This window comes from Pseudomonas sp. SG20052, assembly GCF_031766055.1.
Taxonomy (GTDB): domain Bacteria; phylum Pseudomonadota; class Gammaproteobacteria; order Pseudomonadales; family Pseudomonadaceae; genus Aquipseudomonas; species Aquipseudomonas mandelii.
Window position 1 is genome coordinate 4,369,274 of sequence record NZ_CP134498.1, and the last position, 14,155, is coordinate 4,383,428.

The 14,155-nt window shown below is 58.6% G+C and carries 18 protein-coding genes; 6 read left to right on the forward strand and 12 right to left on the reverse strand.

All coding sequences use genetic code 11. From position 1 onward, the window contains the following. Window positions 1-294 precede the first annotated feature (294 nt). Entirely contained in the window at window positions 295-597 is a 303-nt protein-coding gene (locus RHP74_RS20040) for a hypothetical protein (RefSeq protein WP_083376301.1), read from the forward strand. 290 nt (window positions 598-887) lie between these two features. Then, complete coding sequence (locus RHP74_RS20045; RefSeq protein ID WP_007905882.1) at window positions 888-1,100, forward strand: cold-shock protein; 213 nt, start codon at window positions 888-890, stop codon at window positions 1,098-1,100. Window positions 1,101-1,172: 72 nt separating this feature from the next. Here RHP74_RS20045 and RHP74_RS20050 read toward each other — a convergent pair whose 3' ends face one another. Then, entirely contained in the window at window positions 1,173-1,493 is a 321-nt protein-coding gene (locus RHP74_RS20050) for an I78 family peptidase inhibitor (protein ID WP_077748043.1), read from the reverse strand. A gap of 167 nt (window positions 1,494-1,660) precedes the next feature. Continuing rightward, on the reverse strand, window positions 1,661-1,966 hold the full coding sequence (locus tag RHP74_RS20055) for a hypothetical protein (RefSeq protein WP_288111213.1): 306 nt from the start codon (window positions 1,964-1,966) through the stop codon (window positions 1,661-1,663). Between the two features lie 132 nt (window positions 1,967-2,098). On the opposite strand from RHP74_RS20055, the gene RHP74_RS20060 reads away from it, so the two are divergent. Next, window positions 2,099-2,311, forward strand: coding sequence for a hypothetical protein (locus RHP74_RS20060; protein WP_010455943.1), 213 nt, complete (start codon window positions 2,099-2,101; stop codon window positions 2,309-2,311). Window positions 2,312-2,343: 32 nt separating this feature from the next. Here the strand turns inward: RHP74_RS20060 and RHP74_RS20065 are convergent, their stop codons facing one another. The 8 genes from RHP74_RS20065 to RHP74_RS20100 form a co-directional block, all read right to left on the reverse strand. Then, window positions 2,344-3,372, reverse strand: coding sequence for a nucleoside hydrolase (locus tag RHP74_RS20065; RefSeq protein WP_311096174.1), 1,029 nt, complete (start codon window positions 3,370-3,372; stop codon window positions 2,344-2,346). Window positions 3,373-3,415: 43 nt separating this feature from the next. Beyond that, complete coding sequence (gene rbsD / locus RHP74_RS20070; protein ID WP_102595446.1) at window positions 3,416-3,820, reverse strand: D-ribose pyranase; 405 nt, start codon at window positions 3,818-3,820, stop codon at window positions 3,416-3,418. Beyond that, a complete protein-coding gene (rbsK, locus tag RHP74_RS20075) occupies window positions 3,817-4,734 on the reverse strand; it encodes a ribokinase (protein WP_221106670.1) in 918 nt (305 codons plus the stop codon). Before rbsK ends, rbsD begins: the two co-directional genes overlap by 4 nt. Before the next feature lie 24 nt (window positions 4,735-4,758). Continuing rightward, window positions 4,759-5,778, reverse strand: coding sequence for a LacI family DNA-binding transcriptional regulator (locus tag RHP74_RS20080; protein WP_010455951.1), 1,020 nt, complete (start codon window positions 5,776-5,778; stop codon window positions 4,759-4,761). 3 nt (window positions 5,779-5,781) lie between these two features. Continuing rightward, entirely contained in the window at window positions 5,782-6,759 is a 978-nt protein-coding gene (locus RHP74_RS20085; RefSeq protein ID WP_102595445.1) for an ABC transporter permease, read from the reverse strand. After that, window positions 6,756-8,309, reverse strand: coding sequence for a sugar ABC transporter ATP-binding protein (locus tag RHP74_RS20090; protein ID WP_154912763.1), 1,554 nt, complete (start codon window positions 8,307-8,309; stop codon window positions 6,756-6,758). Before RHP74_RS20090 ends, RHP74_RS20085 begins: the two co-directional genes overlap by 4 nt. A 55-nt stretch (window positions 8,310-8,364) precedes the next feature. Then, window positions 8,365-9,321, reverse strand: a complete 957-nt coding sequence (locus tag RHP74_RS20095; protein WP_311096175.1) for a sugar ABC transporter substrate-binding protein — start codon at window positions 9,319-9,321, stop codon at window positions 8,365-8,367. 187 nt (window positions 9,322-9,508) lie between these two features. Next, window positions 9,509-9,958: a hypothetical protein gene (locus RHP74_RS20100; protein WP_102595442.1), complete on the reverse strand. Its 450-nt coding sequence runs from the start codon at window positions 9,956-9,958 to the stop codon at window positions 9,509-9,511. Window positions 9,959-10,304: 346 nt separating this feature from the next. Between RHP74_RS20100 and RHP74_RS20105 the strand changes: the two genes are divergently transcribed. The 3 genes from RHP74_RS20105 (at window position 10,305) to RHP74_RS20115 (ending at window position 12,547) form a co-directional block, all read left to right on the forward strand. After that, window positions 10,305-11,393 carry an asparaginase gene (locus RHP74_RS20105; RefSeq protein WP_010455963.1) on the forward strand — a complete coding sequence of 363 codons (1,089 nt, stop codon included), beginning with the start codon at window positions 10,305-10,307 and terminating at the stop codon, window positions 11,391-11,393. A 169-nt stretch (window positions 11,394-11,562) separates the two neighbouring features. Further along, window positions 11,563-11,853 (forward strand): DUF1654 domain-containing protein, encoded by a 291-nt coding sequence (locus RHP74_RS20110; protein WP_042932723.1) that lies wholly within the window; start codon window positions 11,563-11,565, stop codon window positions 11,851-11,853. A gap of 4 nt (window positions 11,854-11,857) precedes the next feature. Continuing rightward, window positions 11,858-12,547, forward strand: coding sequence for an endonuclease (locus RHP74_RS20115; protein WP_010455967.1), 690 nt, complete (start codon window positions 11,858-11,860; stop codon window positions 12,545-12,547). A gap of 58 nt (window positions 12,548-12,605) precedes the next feature. Here RHP74_RS20115 and RHP74_RS20120 read toward each other — a convergent pair whose 3' ends face one another. Together RHP74_RS20120 and RHP74_RS20125 are read right to left on the reverse strand one after the other, a co-directional pair. Further along, the gene (locus tag RHP74_RS20120; RefSeq protein WP_311096176.1) at window positions 12,606-13,517 is read right to left on the reverse strand and encodes a siderophore-interacting protein; all 912 of its coding nucleotides are present in this window, start codon (window positions 13,515-13,517) and stop codon (window positions 12,606-12,608) included. A 101-nt stretch (window positions 13,518-13,618) separates the two neighbouring features. Next, window positions 13,619-13,984, reverse strand: coding sequence for an SPOR domain-containing protein (locus RHP74_RS20125; protein ID WP_311096177.1), 366 nt, complete (start codon window positions 13,982-13,984; stop codon window positions 13,619-13,621). Between the last annotated feature and the right edge of the window lie 171 nt (window positions 13,985-14,155).

Below are 14,155 nucleotides of genomic sequence, written 5' to 3' on the forward strand. Positions count from 1 at the left end.
CATTCAATGACGAACGCCTGCCTTACAGCGGCAGGAGCCTTGCGGCCAACCGGAAAACCGAACCAGAGTGACTGGGATTCAAATCAGGGTTATTCGCGCCGTTGCCGCCACCGGGACTGAAGGTCATCCGGAGCCCGCAAAAGCCCGAGCGAGGCATGCTAGCACAGATGAACGGTCATCGATGCAACGAGGCTTATGCCGGGGCAAATCTCGCAATTTATGCCAGAGTGCTGAACTTGAACCCCGCTTTACCCCTCAGATAACAAGACATTGACCCACAAGGAGCATCCCAGCATGCGTCTGAATCGTTTGTTCGCAGTAGTCGCCCCCATCGTTCTGTTGCTGCCACTGGCTGCCCACGCCGATTGGCCCAAGGGCGAGCGCGAAAAATACATGACTCAATGCACAGAGGCTGCGACTCCACAGATCGGTGCGGCTGCAGCGAAGGCCCACTGCGCTTGCGGTGCTGATGCGATCAAATCGTATCCGGCTGGCGATATCCAGGCATTGATGGACAATAAGGCCAGCCCGGAATTGCAGCAGAAAGCTCTGGGTCAGATAGCCAAATGCAAGGCCAATACACCGGCGAAGAAGTGACAAAAAAGTCCTTTTGACTCGGCTTATCGCTGATAAAAACCGCTGCATTTGAGCTTTTTCGTACAATTTATGCAGGTTTTACAGGTTTTTTTATCGTCTTTACTTTCGGCTGAAAGCCTTGTAAAACGGGGCTTTCAGCTACATCAAGCAGCAAACGGAACGCGACTGCACGGCAAACAGCACGTCCGGGGGGCTCCCAAAGCGAACATTTCGACTATGATACCCCGGTGTGCCCAGTTGGCCTGAGCAGCACAGCACTACTGAAAATATATGTTTCTTGGAGATACACCATGTCTAATCGCCAAACCGGCACCGTTAAATGGTTCAACGATGAAAAAGGCTTCGGCTTCATCACTCCTCAAGGTGGCGGTGACGACCTGTTCGTACACTTCAAAGCTATCGAAAGCGACGGTTTCAAAAGCCTGAAAGAAGGCCAAACCGTTTCCTTCGTGGCTGAGAAAGGCCAAAAGGGTATGCAAGCTGCACAAGTCCGCGCTGAGTAATTTTCAGCCGCACTAAAAAAACCCCGTCCATGTGACGGGGTTTTTTATGGGTGAAGCAAAAGCCTGAAGCGATCAGCCGCAGTTGACGCGGGTGACCACCCGGCTGGCATCGGTGTTGAGGTTCAGACGATCGGAGCGGTATTCCAGCGTCACCATATCGTTAGGCGACAGGAACCGTGCGTTCTGTGCGCCTGCGCGGGTACGTGCCTGCTCCAACAGTGCGGGCGAAGCCGGTTTGCCGATGGCGAATTCGGCTGCCTTTGCCTCACAACGGCTGTGACCTGTGTCAGACGTCGCTACAGGGTCTGCCGCCGACTCGGAGGACGTGCTACTGCAACCAGCCAGCAAAGTGACGGCGAACAAAGTACCCAATGACGCGAGCTTCCAAGGCATGAAGCCTCCTTTTTTCCAATAGTTAAACTGAGATATTGCGACCGCCAATCCGGCATTTGGTTTCAAGGTGAGTGCCATCACTCTGCCCTGGAACCGCACGAGCGGCGAGTTTGCCTGAGCATCGCCGCGCCGTTCATCACTCAATCGTGACTGAATATGAACAGCCCTCAATAGACGTCGATGTAATCGAACGGCGGGTTCGGCCAGTTCTCTTTCAGCGCATTGAAGATCTGCATGACCCAGACCTCATCGCTTGCTGCGACCAAGCCTACGTAACCGGAGCCCTTGGCCCACGTCTCCAGCCGAAACAGTAGTCCGTTGATATCGGTGCCGCCCACAACACCCGATGAAATATAGGCAACGCCAGCCTTGGTCACCCGCAGTTGCGTATGCTCGTCATCACTGGCAGAAGCCAGTAACTGGTGCACCGCCTTGAGGGTCAAGCCGTCGGGCGTGTTCAAATCGATCTGCACAGCACGGTCCTTGAAAATTCGTCAAAGACCAAGTGTCGCATAGCCCTCCTCTCATGCCTAAGTCGGAGTGCCAAACGCCGCGCAAAATGGTTAACTCGACACTCAGACTTTCCCGACTTCACGAGCGCCATCATGTCCACCATAAGCATCGACGCCAACATCACCGTCAAGTGGCCGCAGGGTCACAGCTCTTACAGCCCAGGCAGCCCGGAAGAGTTCGCAATCATTGGCATCGATCTATTGGTCAAGGAACTGGGAACTGAAGCGGCCAGGAAATTCATCGCGCAGATATTCGAAAAATACCCCGCCGGCTATATGGGCTTGACAGAGAACGAGCGGGCGTAAAACCCGCAGGCTGGAACCTGCGGGTGTGAAACTTACTTCAGACGAGCCAGACGCTGGGTAAGCAAGTCGAAGAAACCCTGGGCGTCGCCGCTTTCTACCCAGAATGCAATCTTCGGCGCCTTCAGGCCGTCATACCAGTCGACGATGGTTTGACCGAAGGTCGGGCCTTCGCGGCTATCAACGACCACATTGACCGAGCGACCGGTGAACAATTCAGGCTTGAGCAGGTAGGCGATGACGGTGGCGTCATGCACCGGGCCACCCGGAATGCCGTAGTGTTCCATGTCGCCTTTGACGTACTCATTGAGAATATCGCCCACCAGCTTGCTGGCGTTGTTGTTGATCGCGGCGATCTGCTTCAGGCGCGCCTCACTGGTGAGGATCTTGTGGGTCACGTCCAGCGGCAGATAGGTCAGCTTCACGCCGCTCTTGAGCACCACTTCCGCAGCCTGCGGGTCGGCGAACAGGTTGAACTCGGCCACCGGGGTGATGTTGCCGCCGTTGAAATGCGCTCCCCCCATGATCACCACTTCCTTGATGCCCTGAACGATTTCAGGTTCCTGGATCAGCGCCAGGGCCAGGTTGGTCTGCAGACCGAGCATGGCGATGGTGATGCTGTGAGGCTTGGCGGCCTTCAAAGTGTCGATCAGGTACTCGACCGCATTGCCTTCGGCCAGGCCTTTCTTCGGCTCGTGCACGGTGACGCCCGACAAGCCTTCCTTGCCATGGATGTTCTCGGCATAAATCGGTGTGCGCATCAACGGTTTCGGTGCGCCTGCGTAGACCGGCACCTCCTCGCGCCCCGCCCACTCACGGGCCAGTCGCGCATTTCGCGAAGTCTTGTCCAGTCGCACGTTGCCCGCGACGGTGGTCAGCGCACGGATATTCAATTCTTCCGGCGACGCCAACGCAAACAGCAAAGCGACGACGTCGTCGGCACCCGGATCGGTGTCGATGATCAAATCGATCTTTTCCGCAGCCTGGGCGCATGTTGCAGTAATCAGGGACAAAAGCAGCAAACTCCGGAGCAGGTGGTGCAGTTTCTGAGCATAGCGGTGCATATCGCACTCCTTGTGCGTGGGGAAACAGATTGTGTACAGCGGGTCAGAAGGTCACCCCCGAGACCAGCACGATGTTGCAGTACGGCGCACATTCGCCGGTACGGACAATCGCTCGCGCCTGTCGACTGAGGACTTTGAATTGTTCATGGCTGAGCAGCTCACGCTGGCCCAGCGCGCCTTTGGCATTCAGTTCATCCAGAGAGCGCAAGGCGGGTGGTTGTTTGTCCAGAATTTCCTCGGCCAGCACATGGCGCTCAACCTGCATTTCGCTGAGCACGACGTTCAAGGTGCTGACGAAATCCGGAATACCCTGGGTCAGGGCCAGGTCGATCAGTTCGACGCCCGGCGGTACGGGCAGGCCGGCATCGCCGATCACGACCATGTCGCCGTGCCCCAGGGAAGCGATCAGCCGAGACAGCGCGACGTTGAGCAAAGGTGTCTTTTTCATGGTGTTTTGAACGCCTGTACATCGGACAAGGTGGGAATCGAGGGTTGTGCGCCGGCACGGGTGACTGAAAGCGCCGCGGCTACCTGGCCGAAACGGATCGCTTCAGCCTCGGTTTTGCCGGACGCCAGCGCGGCAGCAAAACCGCCGACGAAGGTATCGCCGGCCGCCGTGGTATCGACAGCCTTCACCGTCGGTGCCGGGAAATGTTCGAAGCCTGTACCGTTGGCGAACATTGACCCTTGAGCACCCAGGGTGATGATGACCTTACCGGCACCCAGTGCGATCAATCGGGTTGCGGCGGTTTCGGCGGACGCAAGGGAGTCAACCGGCAAACCGCTCAGCGCCGAGGCCTCGCTTTCATTGGGAATCAGGTAATCGATGGACGCATACCAATCTGCTGGCAGCGGACGACTGGCCGGCGCCGGGTTGAGGATCACGATTTTGCCCAGCTCACGGCCGCGCTTGAGGGCGTGACCCACCGTGGCATCCGGCACTTCCAGCTGACAAATAATCACGTCCGCCGCCTGCAACACGGCATCGAACCGGTCGATCACCTGTGGCGTCAGCGCACCATTGGCACCGGCGACGATCACGATTGCGTTCTGGCTGTTGTCATCGACCACAATCAATGCCACGCCGCTGGAACCCTCGACAGTGCTGACGGCCTGGCAGTCGATCTGCTCGACCATCAGAGCCCCGCGCAGTTCTTCACCGTAAGCATCGCTGCCGACACAACCGACCATCGACACCTGCGCCCCCAGCCGCGCCGCGGCGACCGCCTGGTTCGCGCCCTTGCCGCCGGAAACCGTGGCAAACGACTGCCCGATCAGCGTCTCACCGCCACGGGGCAGCCGTGGAGCCCGGGTCACCAGGTCCATGTTCAGGCTGCCTATCACCACTACTTTTGCTGGCATACATCACTACTCGTCAATTCGGTTTCAGCGGTATTCGTCGAACACACCGGCAAGCGGCGCAGTCGATTCTCGCAGGACAATACTGGGCGTCACGATCCGCTGATCGGTGGCCATGTCGGGTGTTGCGATTCGTCGTAACAGAACCTCGGCCGCCATCTCACCGAGTTGCAGGATCGACTGGCCCACGGTGGTCAGCGCCGGGTAGACATAACGGCTCATCTGGATATCGTCGAAGCCGATCACCGACAGTTCTGTCGGCACACGCACATTGCGCTCGGCAGCCGCTCGCAACACGCCAATGCCAATCATGTCGTTGCCGGCGAAGATCGCGCTGGGCGGGTTCTTTTCCAGCAGAATCGCGGCGGCGTTGTAACCGCCAGTGCTGGTGAAGTCACTTTCCAGCATGCGCTCGCGATGCACTTCCACCCCCGCCTCTTTCAAGGCTCGGCAATAACCGGCCAGACGCATCTGCGCCACACTGGTACCTGCCGGGCCACCGATGGTGGCAATGTCCCGGTGGCCCAGCTCCAGCAGATGCCGGGTGGCCAGGTAGGCACCGTATTCGTGATCGATACGCACCAGGTCGGCATTTACACCTTCCAGCCCGCGGTCGACGATGACCATCGGTGTGCGCACGCCGGCGAGACCTTCTGCCAGCCCCGCGTCGCCACCGGCCGAGGCCACGATCAACCCGTCGATGCGTTTTTCCAGCAGCACGCGCAGGTAACTGCGCTGTTTGTCCGGGTTGTCGTCGGAGTTGCAGAGGATCACGCAATAGCCGTTACGCTCGCAGTAATCCTCAATGCCACGGGCCAGTTCAGCGAAGTACGGGTTGAGGCTGTTAGGCACCAGCAAACCGATGGTCGCCGTGGTCTTGGCTTTCAATGAACGGGCCACGGCGCTCGGCACGTAGTCCAGGGTCTTGATCGCCGCCTCGACTTTGATCCGTACCTCTTCGCTGACCGGCCGGGTCTTGTTCACCACATGGGACACCGTGGTGTAGGAAATCCCCGCGAGTGCCGCTACATCCTTGATCGTTGCCATGACTCAGGTCCGCCGGCTTGCGCGCTGACTGCGATAAGTATCAAGCACCACCGCCACCACGATCACTGCGCCGGTGATGATGCGTTTGGTCGGCTCGGTCGCGCCGATCTGCGCCAGGCCCGCCGCCAGTACGGAAATGATCAGAACCCCGAAGAAGGTGCTGATCACCGAACCACGGCCGCCCATCAGACTGGTGCCACCGATCACCACCGCGGCGATCACTTGCAGCTCCAAACCGGAGCCGGCATTCGGGTCCGCCGCTTCCAGACGGGAAATCTGAAACAGCGCGGCAATACCGGCCAACAGCCCCATCAGACTGAATACCAGGATCTTGTAGGGTTTTGGATTGATCCCGGCCAGACGCACCGCTTCTTCGTTGGTGCCGATGCCGATCAGGTAGCGGCCGAACACGGTACGGGTCAGCACGGCCTGGGCGATGATGATGATCAGCAAGGCAATGATGAACGACGGCGAGATGCCAAAGGCAATCGGGTTGGACAGCCAGGCAAAGGCGTCACCGATGTAAGCCGTGCGCGAGCCGGTCATCTGATACGCCACGCCACGGGCCATTTCCAGCACGCCAAGGGACACGATGAACGACGGAATTCGCCACGCCACGGTGATCGATCCGGTGATGGTCCCGGCCAATGCCGCGATCGCCATGCCGAGCAGCGCTGCAGGCAGGACGCTCCAGCCCCAGCCAAGAATCGCCACGCTGACGGCCGACGCTGCGAGCGCCAACACCGAGCCGACCGACAGGTCGATACCGCCGATGATCAGCACGAACGTCATGCCGACCGCCAGCACCATCAAATCGGGAATCTGGTTGGCCAGGGTGCTGAAGGTGTCGTAGGACAGGAAGTGGCTGCTCAATACCGAGAACAGCGCAACCATCGCCAGCAAGGCACCGGCCAGGCCCAGATAGGTGCCCAGGCCGTAGAAATTGCCACTACGTTTGCCGGCAGGAGATGCAGTTTTCATGGAAGATCCCTAGGCGCTGCTTCGTTGAGCAACGCATCACGTTTTTGGTAGCCGGCGAACGCGGCAGCAAGCAAATCATCCTGGGTCCAGCTGTCGCGCTCGAAAGTGTCGATCAGGCGCCCCGCCGACAACACGCCGATCCGGTCGCAGATCAGCATCAGTTCACGCAGGTCGCTGGACACCACCACCAGCGCCTTGCCCTGCCGGGTCAGTTCACCGAGCAGCGCATAGATGTCGAACTTGGCGCCCACATCGATGCCACGGGTCGGTTCATCGAACAGCATTACCGAACAGTCACGCTCCAGCCAACGGCCGATCACGACCTTCTGCTGGTTGCCACCCGACAGCTCGGAAACCAGTTGCGTCGGGCTCGAACTGCGGATGCGCATGGCGTCGATCTGACGTTGGGCCAGGGACATTTCGTCAGCGTTGTTGACGATGCCGCCACTGGAAATCACCGGCATGTTGCCCAGCGCGATGTTGGCGCTGATCGACTGGGTCAGCAGCAGGCCTTCGCCTTTGCGGTCCTCGGTGATCAGGGCGATGCCGTGACCGACCGCATCGGCCGGCGAGCCGATGCTCACTACCTGAGCCGGTGACCCCAGCGCAACGGTGCCACTGTCCGCGGTGTCGGCACCGAAGATCAGACGCAGCAACTCGGTGCGCCCTGCCCCGATCAATCCGGAAATCCCGTAGATCTCACCGGCGCGGACTTCGAAGGACACGTCGCGAACTTTGTCCGAGCGAGTCAGCCCTCTGACCGTCAAGGCGGGAGCGCCAATGTTGCGCGGCCCCAGGTCGATGTGTTCGCCGAGTTCACGGCCGACCATCAACGTGACCAGTTGCTCGCTGTTGTAATTGGCCATCGGCTCGACGCAGACCAGGTTGCCGTCACGCAACACCGCAATGCGCTGGGCGACCCGCGCCAGTTCTTCGAGCCGGTGGGAGATGTAGATGATCGACACGCCCCGAGCTTGCAGGCGGGTGATCTGCTCGAACAGCATCTCGACTTCACGGGCGGTCAACATGGCCGTCGGTTCGTCGAGGATCAGCACATGGCAATCGCCGATCAGATTGCGCGCGATCTCGACCATTTGTTGGTGGCCGATGCCGAGTTCGCCGACCAGGGTGTCCGGGTCGATCGCGTCGAGCCCTACCTGGGCCATGGCCTCGATCGCGGCTTTGCGCAGTTGTTTGCGGCTGATCCAGCCGCCATTGCTGGGAAGGTTGTCGAGAAACAGATTTTCCGCCACTGACAGGGTCGGCAACAGATTGAGTTCTTGCATGACCATGCGGATGCCCAGGTCTTCGGCCTGGGTGCGGCTGCCAGGGCGGTATTCCTGCCCCTGAAATTGCATGTGGCCGGTGGTCGGCGTGACCAGCCCGCCAATGATTTTCGACAGCGTGCTCTTGCCGGCACCGTTCTCGCCGGTCAGCGCCAGCACTTCACCGCGCATCAGCGTCAGGTCAATGCCGGTCAGGACGGGTTGGGCGTAGGTCTTGCCGATGCCGCTGACCGAGAGGACAGCGTTCGGGGCGGAAACTGACATAAAACTCTCCATGCGCTCGCCCGGACGGGCGAGCGCCGTTGTGTCGCCAGAAGGGTTACTTGGTGACCAGTTCTACCGGCGTTTCGATCACGCCGTTGGCGCCGCTGTCGACCTTCTCGCCCTTGATGATTTTCAGCGCAGTCTCGATACCGAACACGGCTTGCCTGGCGGCAAACTGGTCAGCGGTCGCCAGGACGCGGCCGTCTTTCAACATTGGCTTGATGGCGTTGATGTTGTCGTAACCGACCACTTGCACCTTGCCGGCCTTGCCTGCCGCACGCACGGCGGAAACGGCACCGACGGCCATGCTGTCGTTGCCGGCCAGCAGGGCTTTGATGTCCGGGTATTCGCTGAGGATCGAGGCGGCAACCTTGTTGCCCTTGTCGATCTCCCAGTCACCGGACTGCAACGAGACGACCTTGATCTGCGCCGCTTCCATCGCGTCCTTGAAGCCTGCGGTGCGGGCCTGGGCGTTGGTGGTGGTGGACACACCTTCAATGATGCCGACTTCGTCACCGGCCTTCAGCTGCTTGGCCAGATACTCGCCGACCAGACGAGCGCCTTTGCGGTTATCCGGGCCTACGAACGGGACGGTGATGTTCTTGCTTTTGACCACGGCCGGGTCGAGCTGGTTATCGATGTTGATCACGGTGATACCGGCATCGATGGCTTTCTTGATCACGGGAACCATGGCCTTGGAGTCAGCCGGCGCGATGACCAGCGCATTGACCTTGGCCAGAATCATTTGCTCGACGATGCGCGTCTGGCCCGCAGTATCCGTTTCGTCCTTGATGCCGTTGGAGATCAGCTCGAAATCGCCGGAATGGTCTTTCTGATAAGCCTTGGCACCGTCTTCCATGGTCAGGAAGAACTCGTTGGCCAGGGACTTCATGACCAGTGCGACTTTGGGTTTTTCAGGAGTCTCGGCGAAAGCCGAAGAGACAGGCAGCGCGGCGGATGCGGCGGCCAGCATAGCGACAGCAAGAAGACGTCCAGCGAATGGCAGCTTCATGGGTTCACTCCGATCTTATGATTATTGTGAGCAACGCTTGCGCTGGCGTAAGCTTCATGGCGTCCGACAATGGACGAGCCATCAAGAACAACGCGCAAACGTTTGCGTAGACCGAACTATGCGAACCCTGCTGTGATTTGTCAACGACCTGTTTTGTGTCTCGGTTGGCAAAAACCAACCCACCAGATCACGCCGTCGTGCTGACCAGCGCGCCAGTGCTGGAGTCCTTGGCCAATTCTTTCACCAGATTGCCCGTGACCTGGGCCAACGCGCCATTGGTCTCGGCGATCTGCCCCTGGATCGACATGACAGCGGTGACTTTGGCTTCCTCGGTTGGATAAGACGCTGCCTGAGCAGCGGCCAATTGCTGCTGTTGTTCGCGCAACTGCTGTTGCAGTTCCTGCATGCGTTTGAGCAGCACTTGCACCGCAATACTTTGAGTGCTTTTGCTCTCGGATTTGCTCCCTGATTTGCTTTCGCCTTGAACAGCACCACCGGTTCTGACCTGATTTTCTTCTTTTCCAGTCAGCTGTGTCGACGCTTCTTCCGTCGCTTCGCTCAAGGCATTGATCGTCGACGGTGTCTTGCCACCAATGGTGATTGCGCCCGCATTTGGAAAACCGACAGAAAAAGACATGTGAACTCCCGAAAAAAAATCCTTTGAAGGGACATCGACCTGCGCGCGGGTTTCTTTAGCACCAATTTTCTATCTGGCAAGGCGATGAGTTCGCCAGAGGTCGTAGGCCTTTTCGGAGAGCCGAACGCGAAACCTCAACTAATTCGGAAACCCGGACACGAAGCTGTTTAAGGCCGGTAACCCACTGGGTAAATATTGATATAAATCATCCAGTTAAAATTTTTTCTCATTCAACGTAGGGCTGGTACAGATCCTGCTCTTCACCTAGACCCCAAGCGTTCAGATCTGCCTGGGGCGTATCTAGATGAACTTGCATCAGCACCGTCTCACTACTAGAGAGAAAATAATGAAATCTGCCTTCAACACCTTTATTCCGGGCGCTTTGGCCCTCCTGCTGCTCCTGCCTACCGCTCTTCAGGCAAAAGAAGTCGAAACCCAACAGAAACTGGCCAACGTGGTGATCCTCGCCACCGGCGGCACCATTGCCGGTGCCGGCGCCAGCGCTGCTAACAGCGCGACCTACCAGGCAGCGAAAGTCGGCATCGAGCAACTCATCGCCGGGGTTCCGGAGCTCAGCCAGTTGGCGAACGTTCGCGGCGAACAGGTCATGCAGATCGCCTCGGAAAGCATCACCAACGACAACCTGCTGCAACTGGGTCGCCGCGTCGCCGAACTGGCCGACAGCAAAGACGTCGACGGGATCGTGATCACCCACGGCACCGACACCCTGGAAGAAACCGCGTACTTCCTGAACCTGGTGGAAAAAACCGACAAGCCAATCATCGTCGTCGGCTCCATGCGCCCAGGCACCGCAATGTCGGCTGACGGCATGCTGAACCTGTACAACGCCGTCGCCGTCGCCAGCAGCAAAGACGCCCGCGGCAAAGGCGTGCTGGTGACCATGAATGATGAGATCCAGTCGGGGCGCGACGTCAGCAAAATGATCAACATCAAAACCGAGGCATTCAAAAGTGCCTGGGGCCCGCTCGGCATGGTAGTTGAGGGCAAATCCTACTGGTTCCGTCTGCCGGCCAAGCGTCACACCATGGATTCGGAATTCGACATCAAAACCATCAAGAGCCTGCCTGACGTCGAAATCGCCTATTCCTACGGCAACGTCAGCGACACGGCCTACAAGGCACTGGCTCAATCCGGTGCCAAAGCGATCATCCATGCGGGCACCGGCAACGGTTCGGTCTCCTCGCGTGTGGTCCCTGCCCTGCAAGCCCTGCGCAAGGACGGCGTGCAAATCATTCGTTCGTCCCACGTCAACGCCGGCGGTTTCGTCCTGCGTAATGCCGAACAGCCTGACGACAAGTACGACTGGGTCGTGGCGCATGACCTGAACCCGCAAAAAGCCCGCATCCTGGCCATGGTCGCGCTGACCAAGACCAACGACAGCAAAGAGCTGCAACGGATGTTCTGGGAATACTGATTCGCCCTCGCCCGACCGACTCCGGTCGGGCACTGCATTCACCACTCGCCAGCCTGGGCGAGTGGTTCATACCCCGTCTGATACTCCGATAAAAATTTTCCCTTCTTCCTACACCAAATGGAAAAAACTGCTGTCAGAGGATTTTCTTGAATTTTAAGCAGTTGCGAAAATGCCTACAGTTAAATACTGTATGCACGTACAGCTTAATAAGGATAATTCCGTGGCCTCCACCTCTGCTTCTCCTGATGCCTATCAACGCATGGGCATACGCGTTCAGAAAATCATCAACTCCCCCACCGCTCAGAAAGCCAAAGCCGCACTGATCTTCCGTTTACCGGACGAGCCTGTGGATGAGTGGGAGCAATTGCTCGAAGAAATTGATGAGAACGACAACGTCACCCTCGCCTATCGCGACGATGGCGGTGTGCAGATTTTCTGGGTTGTGCCGAAGGAAGATTGAGTCAATGAGTGTCCGCTGGTTTGCTTTGCTGTTTCTGTTCATCACCCTTGGCGCCCAGGCTGGCGCCCCCCGCACCTTCAACGAAGCCAAGAAAGTCGCCTGGAAGCTTTACGCGCCTCAATCCACCGAGTTCTATTGCGGCTGTAAATACACCGGCAACAAGGTCAACCTCGCAGCCTGTGGGTATGTGCCGCGCAAGAACGCCAAGCGCGCCGCCCGCATTGAGTGGGAGCACATTGTTCCCGCTTGGCAAATCGGCCATCAGCGTCAGTGCTGGCAAGAGGGCGGGCGCAAGAACTGCACGCGGTACGATCCGGTCTATCAAAAGGCCGAGGCTGATCTGCACAACCTGGTGCCGAGCATCGGCGAAGTGAACGGCGATCGCAGTAACTTCAGTTTCGGTTGGCTGCCGGTGCAATCGGGTCAGTACGGTTCGTGCCTGACCCAGGTCGATTTCAAGGCGAAGAAAGTCATGCCCCGTCCCTCCATTCGCGGCATGATCGCCCGGACGTATTTCTACATGAGCAAACAGTACGGTTTGCGCCTGTCGAAACAGGACCGGCAACTGTACGACGCGTGGAACAAGACCTATCCGGTTGAAGCCTGGGAACGTCAGCGCAACCAGAGCGTGGCGTGCGTGATGGGTCGCGGCAATGAGTTTGTCGGGCCCGTGGACATGAAAGCCTGCGGCTGATCGACCGCATAAAACCAAAAAGGCCTCGGGTATTCATGCCCGAGGCCTTTTTACGTTTCTATCCGCCGCTTTTGTTGTAGCGCCAGTAACCCATCAGATTGAGTGACTCCCGAGCGATGCCACGCTCCTTGATCAAGTACTTGCGCAGGCTCATCACAGCCATCGTTTCCCCGGCGATCCAACCGTAGAAACCATGACCGGTCGAGTCGGATGTTTCCCAGAGAATCTCTTGGTCGACATCGACCTTGGCCAGCTCCACTGTTGCGTGAGTCTGCGAGGAAGTAACCGGCAGCTCCGCCCCACGGACCGCTTCAACCATCAGCGAACCTGCTGCCCTACCGGCGGAATGATCCCGGACCAGCCACCGCACTGACAACCCAGGCCATTCAGGAACCGGCAATGCGTCTTCTGCGCTGGCCACCTCGAAAAATGCCTGAGTCGTCGGCGGCTCGGCCAAGGCAGCCATCTCGTCCAGAATGCCGAGAGCGGCGGGCAATGCCGTGGCATCAGCCACCAGCAACAGATGCTTGAGCGTGTGAGGCGGCTTCCATTCGAAACCTCCCGCGTCTTGCGCTGAAAACTGACGATCAGGCGCAACAATCTGGATTGGCTCGCCCACTCCCGACCGGATTGCCCAACGGGAGGCCGGACCGGTTTCACCGTGCAATACGAAGTCGATGTCCACTTCGCCTTGCTCGGCCCGCAGATGCCGGATGGTGTAAGTGCGCATTGCCGGACGCTGGTTGGCCGGCATTGAACGGTAGCGCGCATACCAATCCTGGTCATGAGCCAGTCTGGCAGGCGACCCGTCTTCGGCTGGAAAGAACAGTTTGACGCGCTGATCCGGCGCCCAGGTGGCCATTTCGGTGACCATCGGACCGGCCAGGGTCACGCGCATTAAATGTGGGCTGAGGGTCTTTTTGTGCGCCAGGACCGCGTCGAATATTTTGTAAGGGGTGGCGGAGGCCATGGAGAGCTCCTTCTGGGAATCGACAGTGACTACGCTTAGGGACGAGTCAATGTGGATCCCCTTTAAGGGGCTTCGACGGAAGGCCTGCGTGAAAAGGGCTGTTACTGGGCTACGGGACGATCAAGCACCAGCACTTCGATGTTCTGTTTCTTGGCGCGGGTAAGCGCCGCAGCCACCTCGGCCTGCTTGGCTTCGGCCTCGGCTTTCGAATTGAATGGTCCGAGCAGAATGCGAGTCTTGCCGTTTTCCTTGACGATGCTGGACACAAAGCTGTGCTCGATCAGCCAGCCGCTCAGGTCGCTGACAGCCTGGGGCGTTTCGCCTCGCACTTCGACATCCCATTGCGGCCCGGTGACTGCCGCAGGCGCGGAAACGACTGCCGGTTTCGGCTTTTGAGCGTCAACGCCCTTACCTTGATCGCACCCAACCAGCGCCAGTACTGCGATTACCAAGACCATTTTGCGCACAACGTGTCCCTCTGAATGCTGAAAGCGGCGATTTTAGCATTCATGAATACTTCCCGAGTGCCGCAAAATGGGCGCAAAACAACGAGAATGATGGTTGCGGCCTCTGTATAGTTACGCCTTGGGAATTAATGCAGCATCTGCGCGTCAGAAAGAGGCACCCAAACCGTGAGA

Excerpts from the sequence above, each read along its gene's own strand:
- RHP74_RS20040 (WP_083376301.1), top strand. The coding sequence starts at position 295 with ATGCGTCTGAATCGTTTGTTCGCAGTAGTCGCCCCCATCGTTCTGTTG.
- RHP74_RS20045 (WP_007905882.1), top strand. The coding sequence starts at position 888 with ATGTCTAATCGCCAAACCGGCACCGTTAAATGGTTCAACGATGAAAAA.
- RHP74_RS20050 (WP_077748043.1), bottom strand. The coding sequence starts at position 1,493 with ATGCCTTGGAAGCTCGCGTCATTGGGTACTTTGTTCGCCGTCACTTTG.
- RHP74_RS20060 (WP_010455943.1), top strand. The coding sequence starts at position 2,099 with ATGTCCACCATAAGCATCGACGCCAACATCACCGTCAAGTGGCCGCAG.
- RHP74_RS20065 (WP_311096174.1), bottom strand. The coding sequence starts at position 3,372 with ATGCACCGCTATGCTCAGAAACTGCACCACCTGCTCCGGAGTTTGCTG.
- rbsD (WP_102595446.1), bottom strand. The coding sequence starts at position 3,820 with ATGAAAAAGACACCTTTGCTCAACGTCGCGCTGTCTCGGCTGATCGCT.
- rbsK (WP_221106670.1), bottom strand. The coding sequence starts at position 4,734 with ATGCCAGCAAAAGTAGTGGTGATAGGCAGCCTGAACATGGACCTGGTG.
- RHP74_RS20080 (WP_010455951.1), bottom strand. The coding sequence starts at position 5,778 with ATGGCAACGATCAAGGATGTAGCGGCACTCGCGGGGATTTCCTACACC.
- RHP74_RS20085 (WP_102595445.1), bottom strand. The coding sequence starts at position 6,759 with ATGAAAACTGCATCTCCTGCCGGCAAACGTAGTGGCAATTTCTACGGC.
- RHP74_RS20090 (WP_154912763.1), bottom strand. The coding sequence starts at position 8,309 with ATGTCAGTTTCCGCCCCGAACGCTGTCCTCTCGGTCAGCGGCATCGGC.
- RHP74_RS20095 (WP_311096175.1), bottom strand. The coding sequence starts at position 9,321 with ATGAAGCTGCCATTCGCTGGACGTCTTCTTGCTGTCGCTATGCTGGCC.
- RHP74_RS20100 (WP_102595442.1), bottom strand. The coding sequence starts at position 9,958 with ATGTCTTTTTCTGTCGGTTTTCCAAATGCGGGCGCAATCACCATTGGT.
- RHP74_RS20105 (WP_010455963.1), top strand. The coding sequence starts at position 10,305 with ATGAAATCTGCCTTCAACACCTTTATTCCGGGCGCTTTGGCCCTCCTG.
- RHP74_RS20110 (WP_042932723.1), top strand. The coding sequence starts at position 11,563 with ATGCCTACAGTTAAATACTGTATGCACGTACAGCTTAATAAGGATAAT.
- RHP74_RS20115 (WP_010455967.1), top strand. The coding sequence starts at position 11,858 with ATGAGTGTCCGCTGGTTTGCTTTGCTGTTTCTGTTCATCACCCTTGGC.
- RHP74_RS20120 (WP_311096176.1), bottom strand. The coding sequence starts at position 13,517 with ATGGCCTCCGCCACCCCTTACAAAATATTCGACGCGGTCCTGGCGCAC.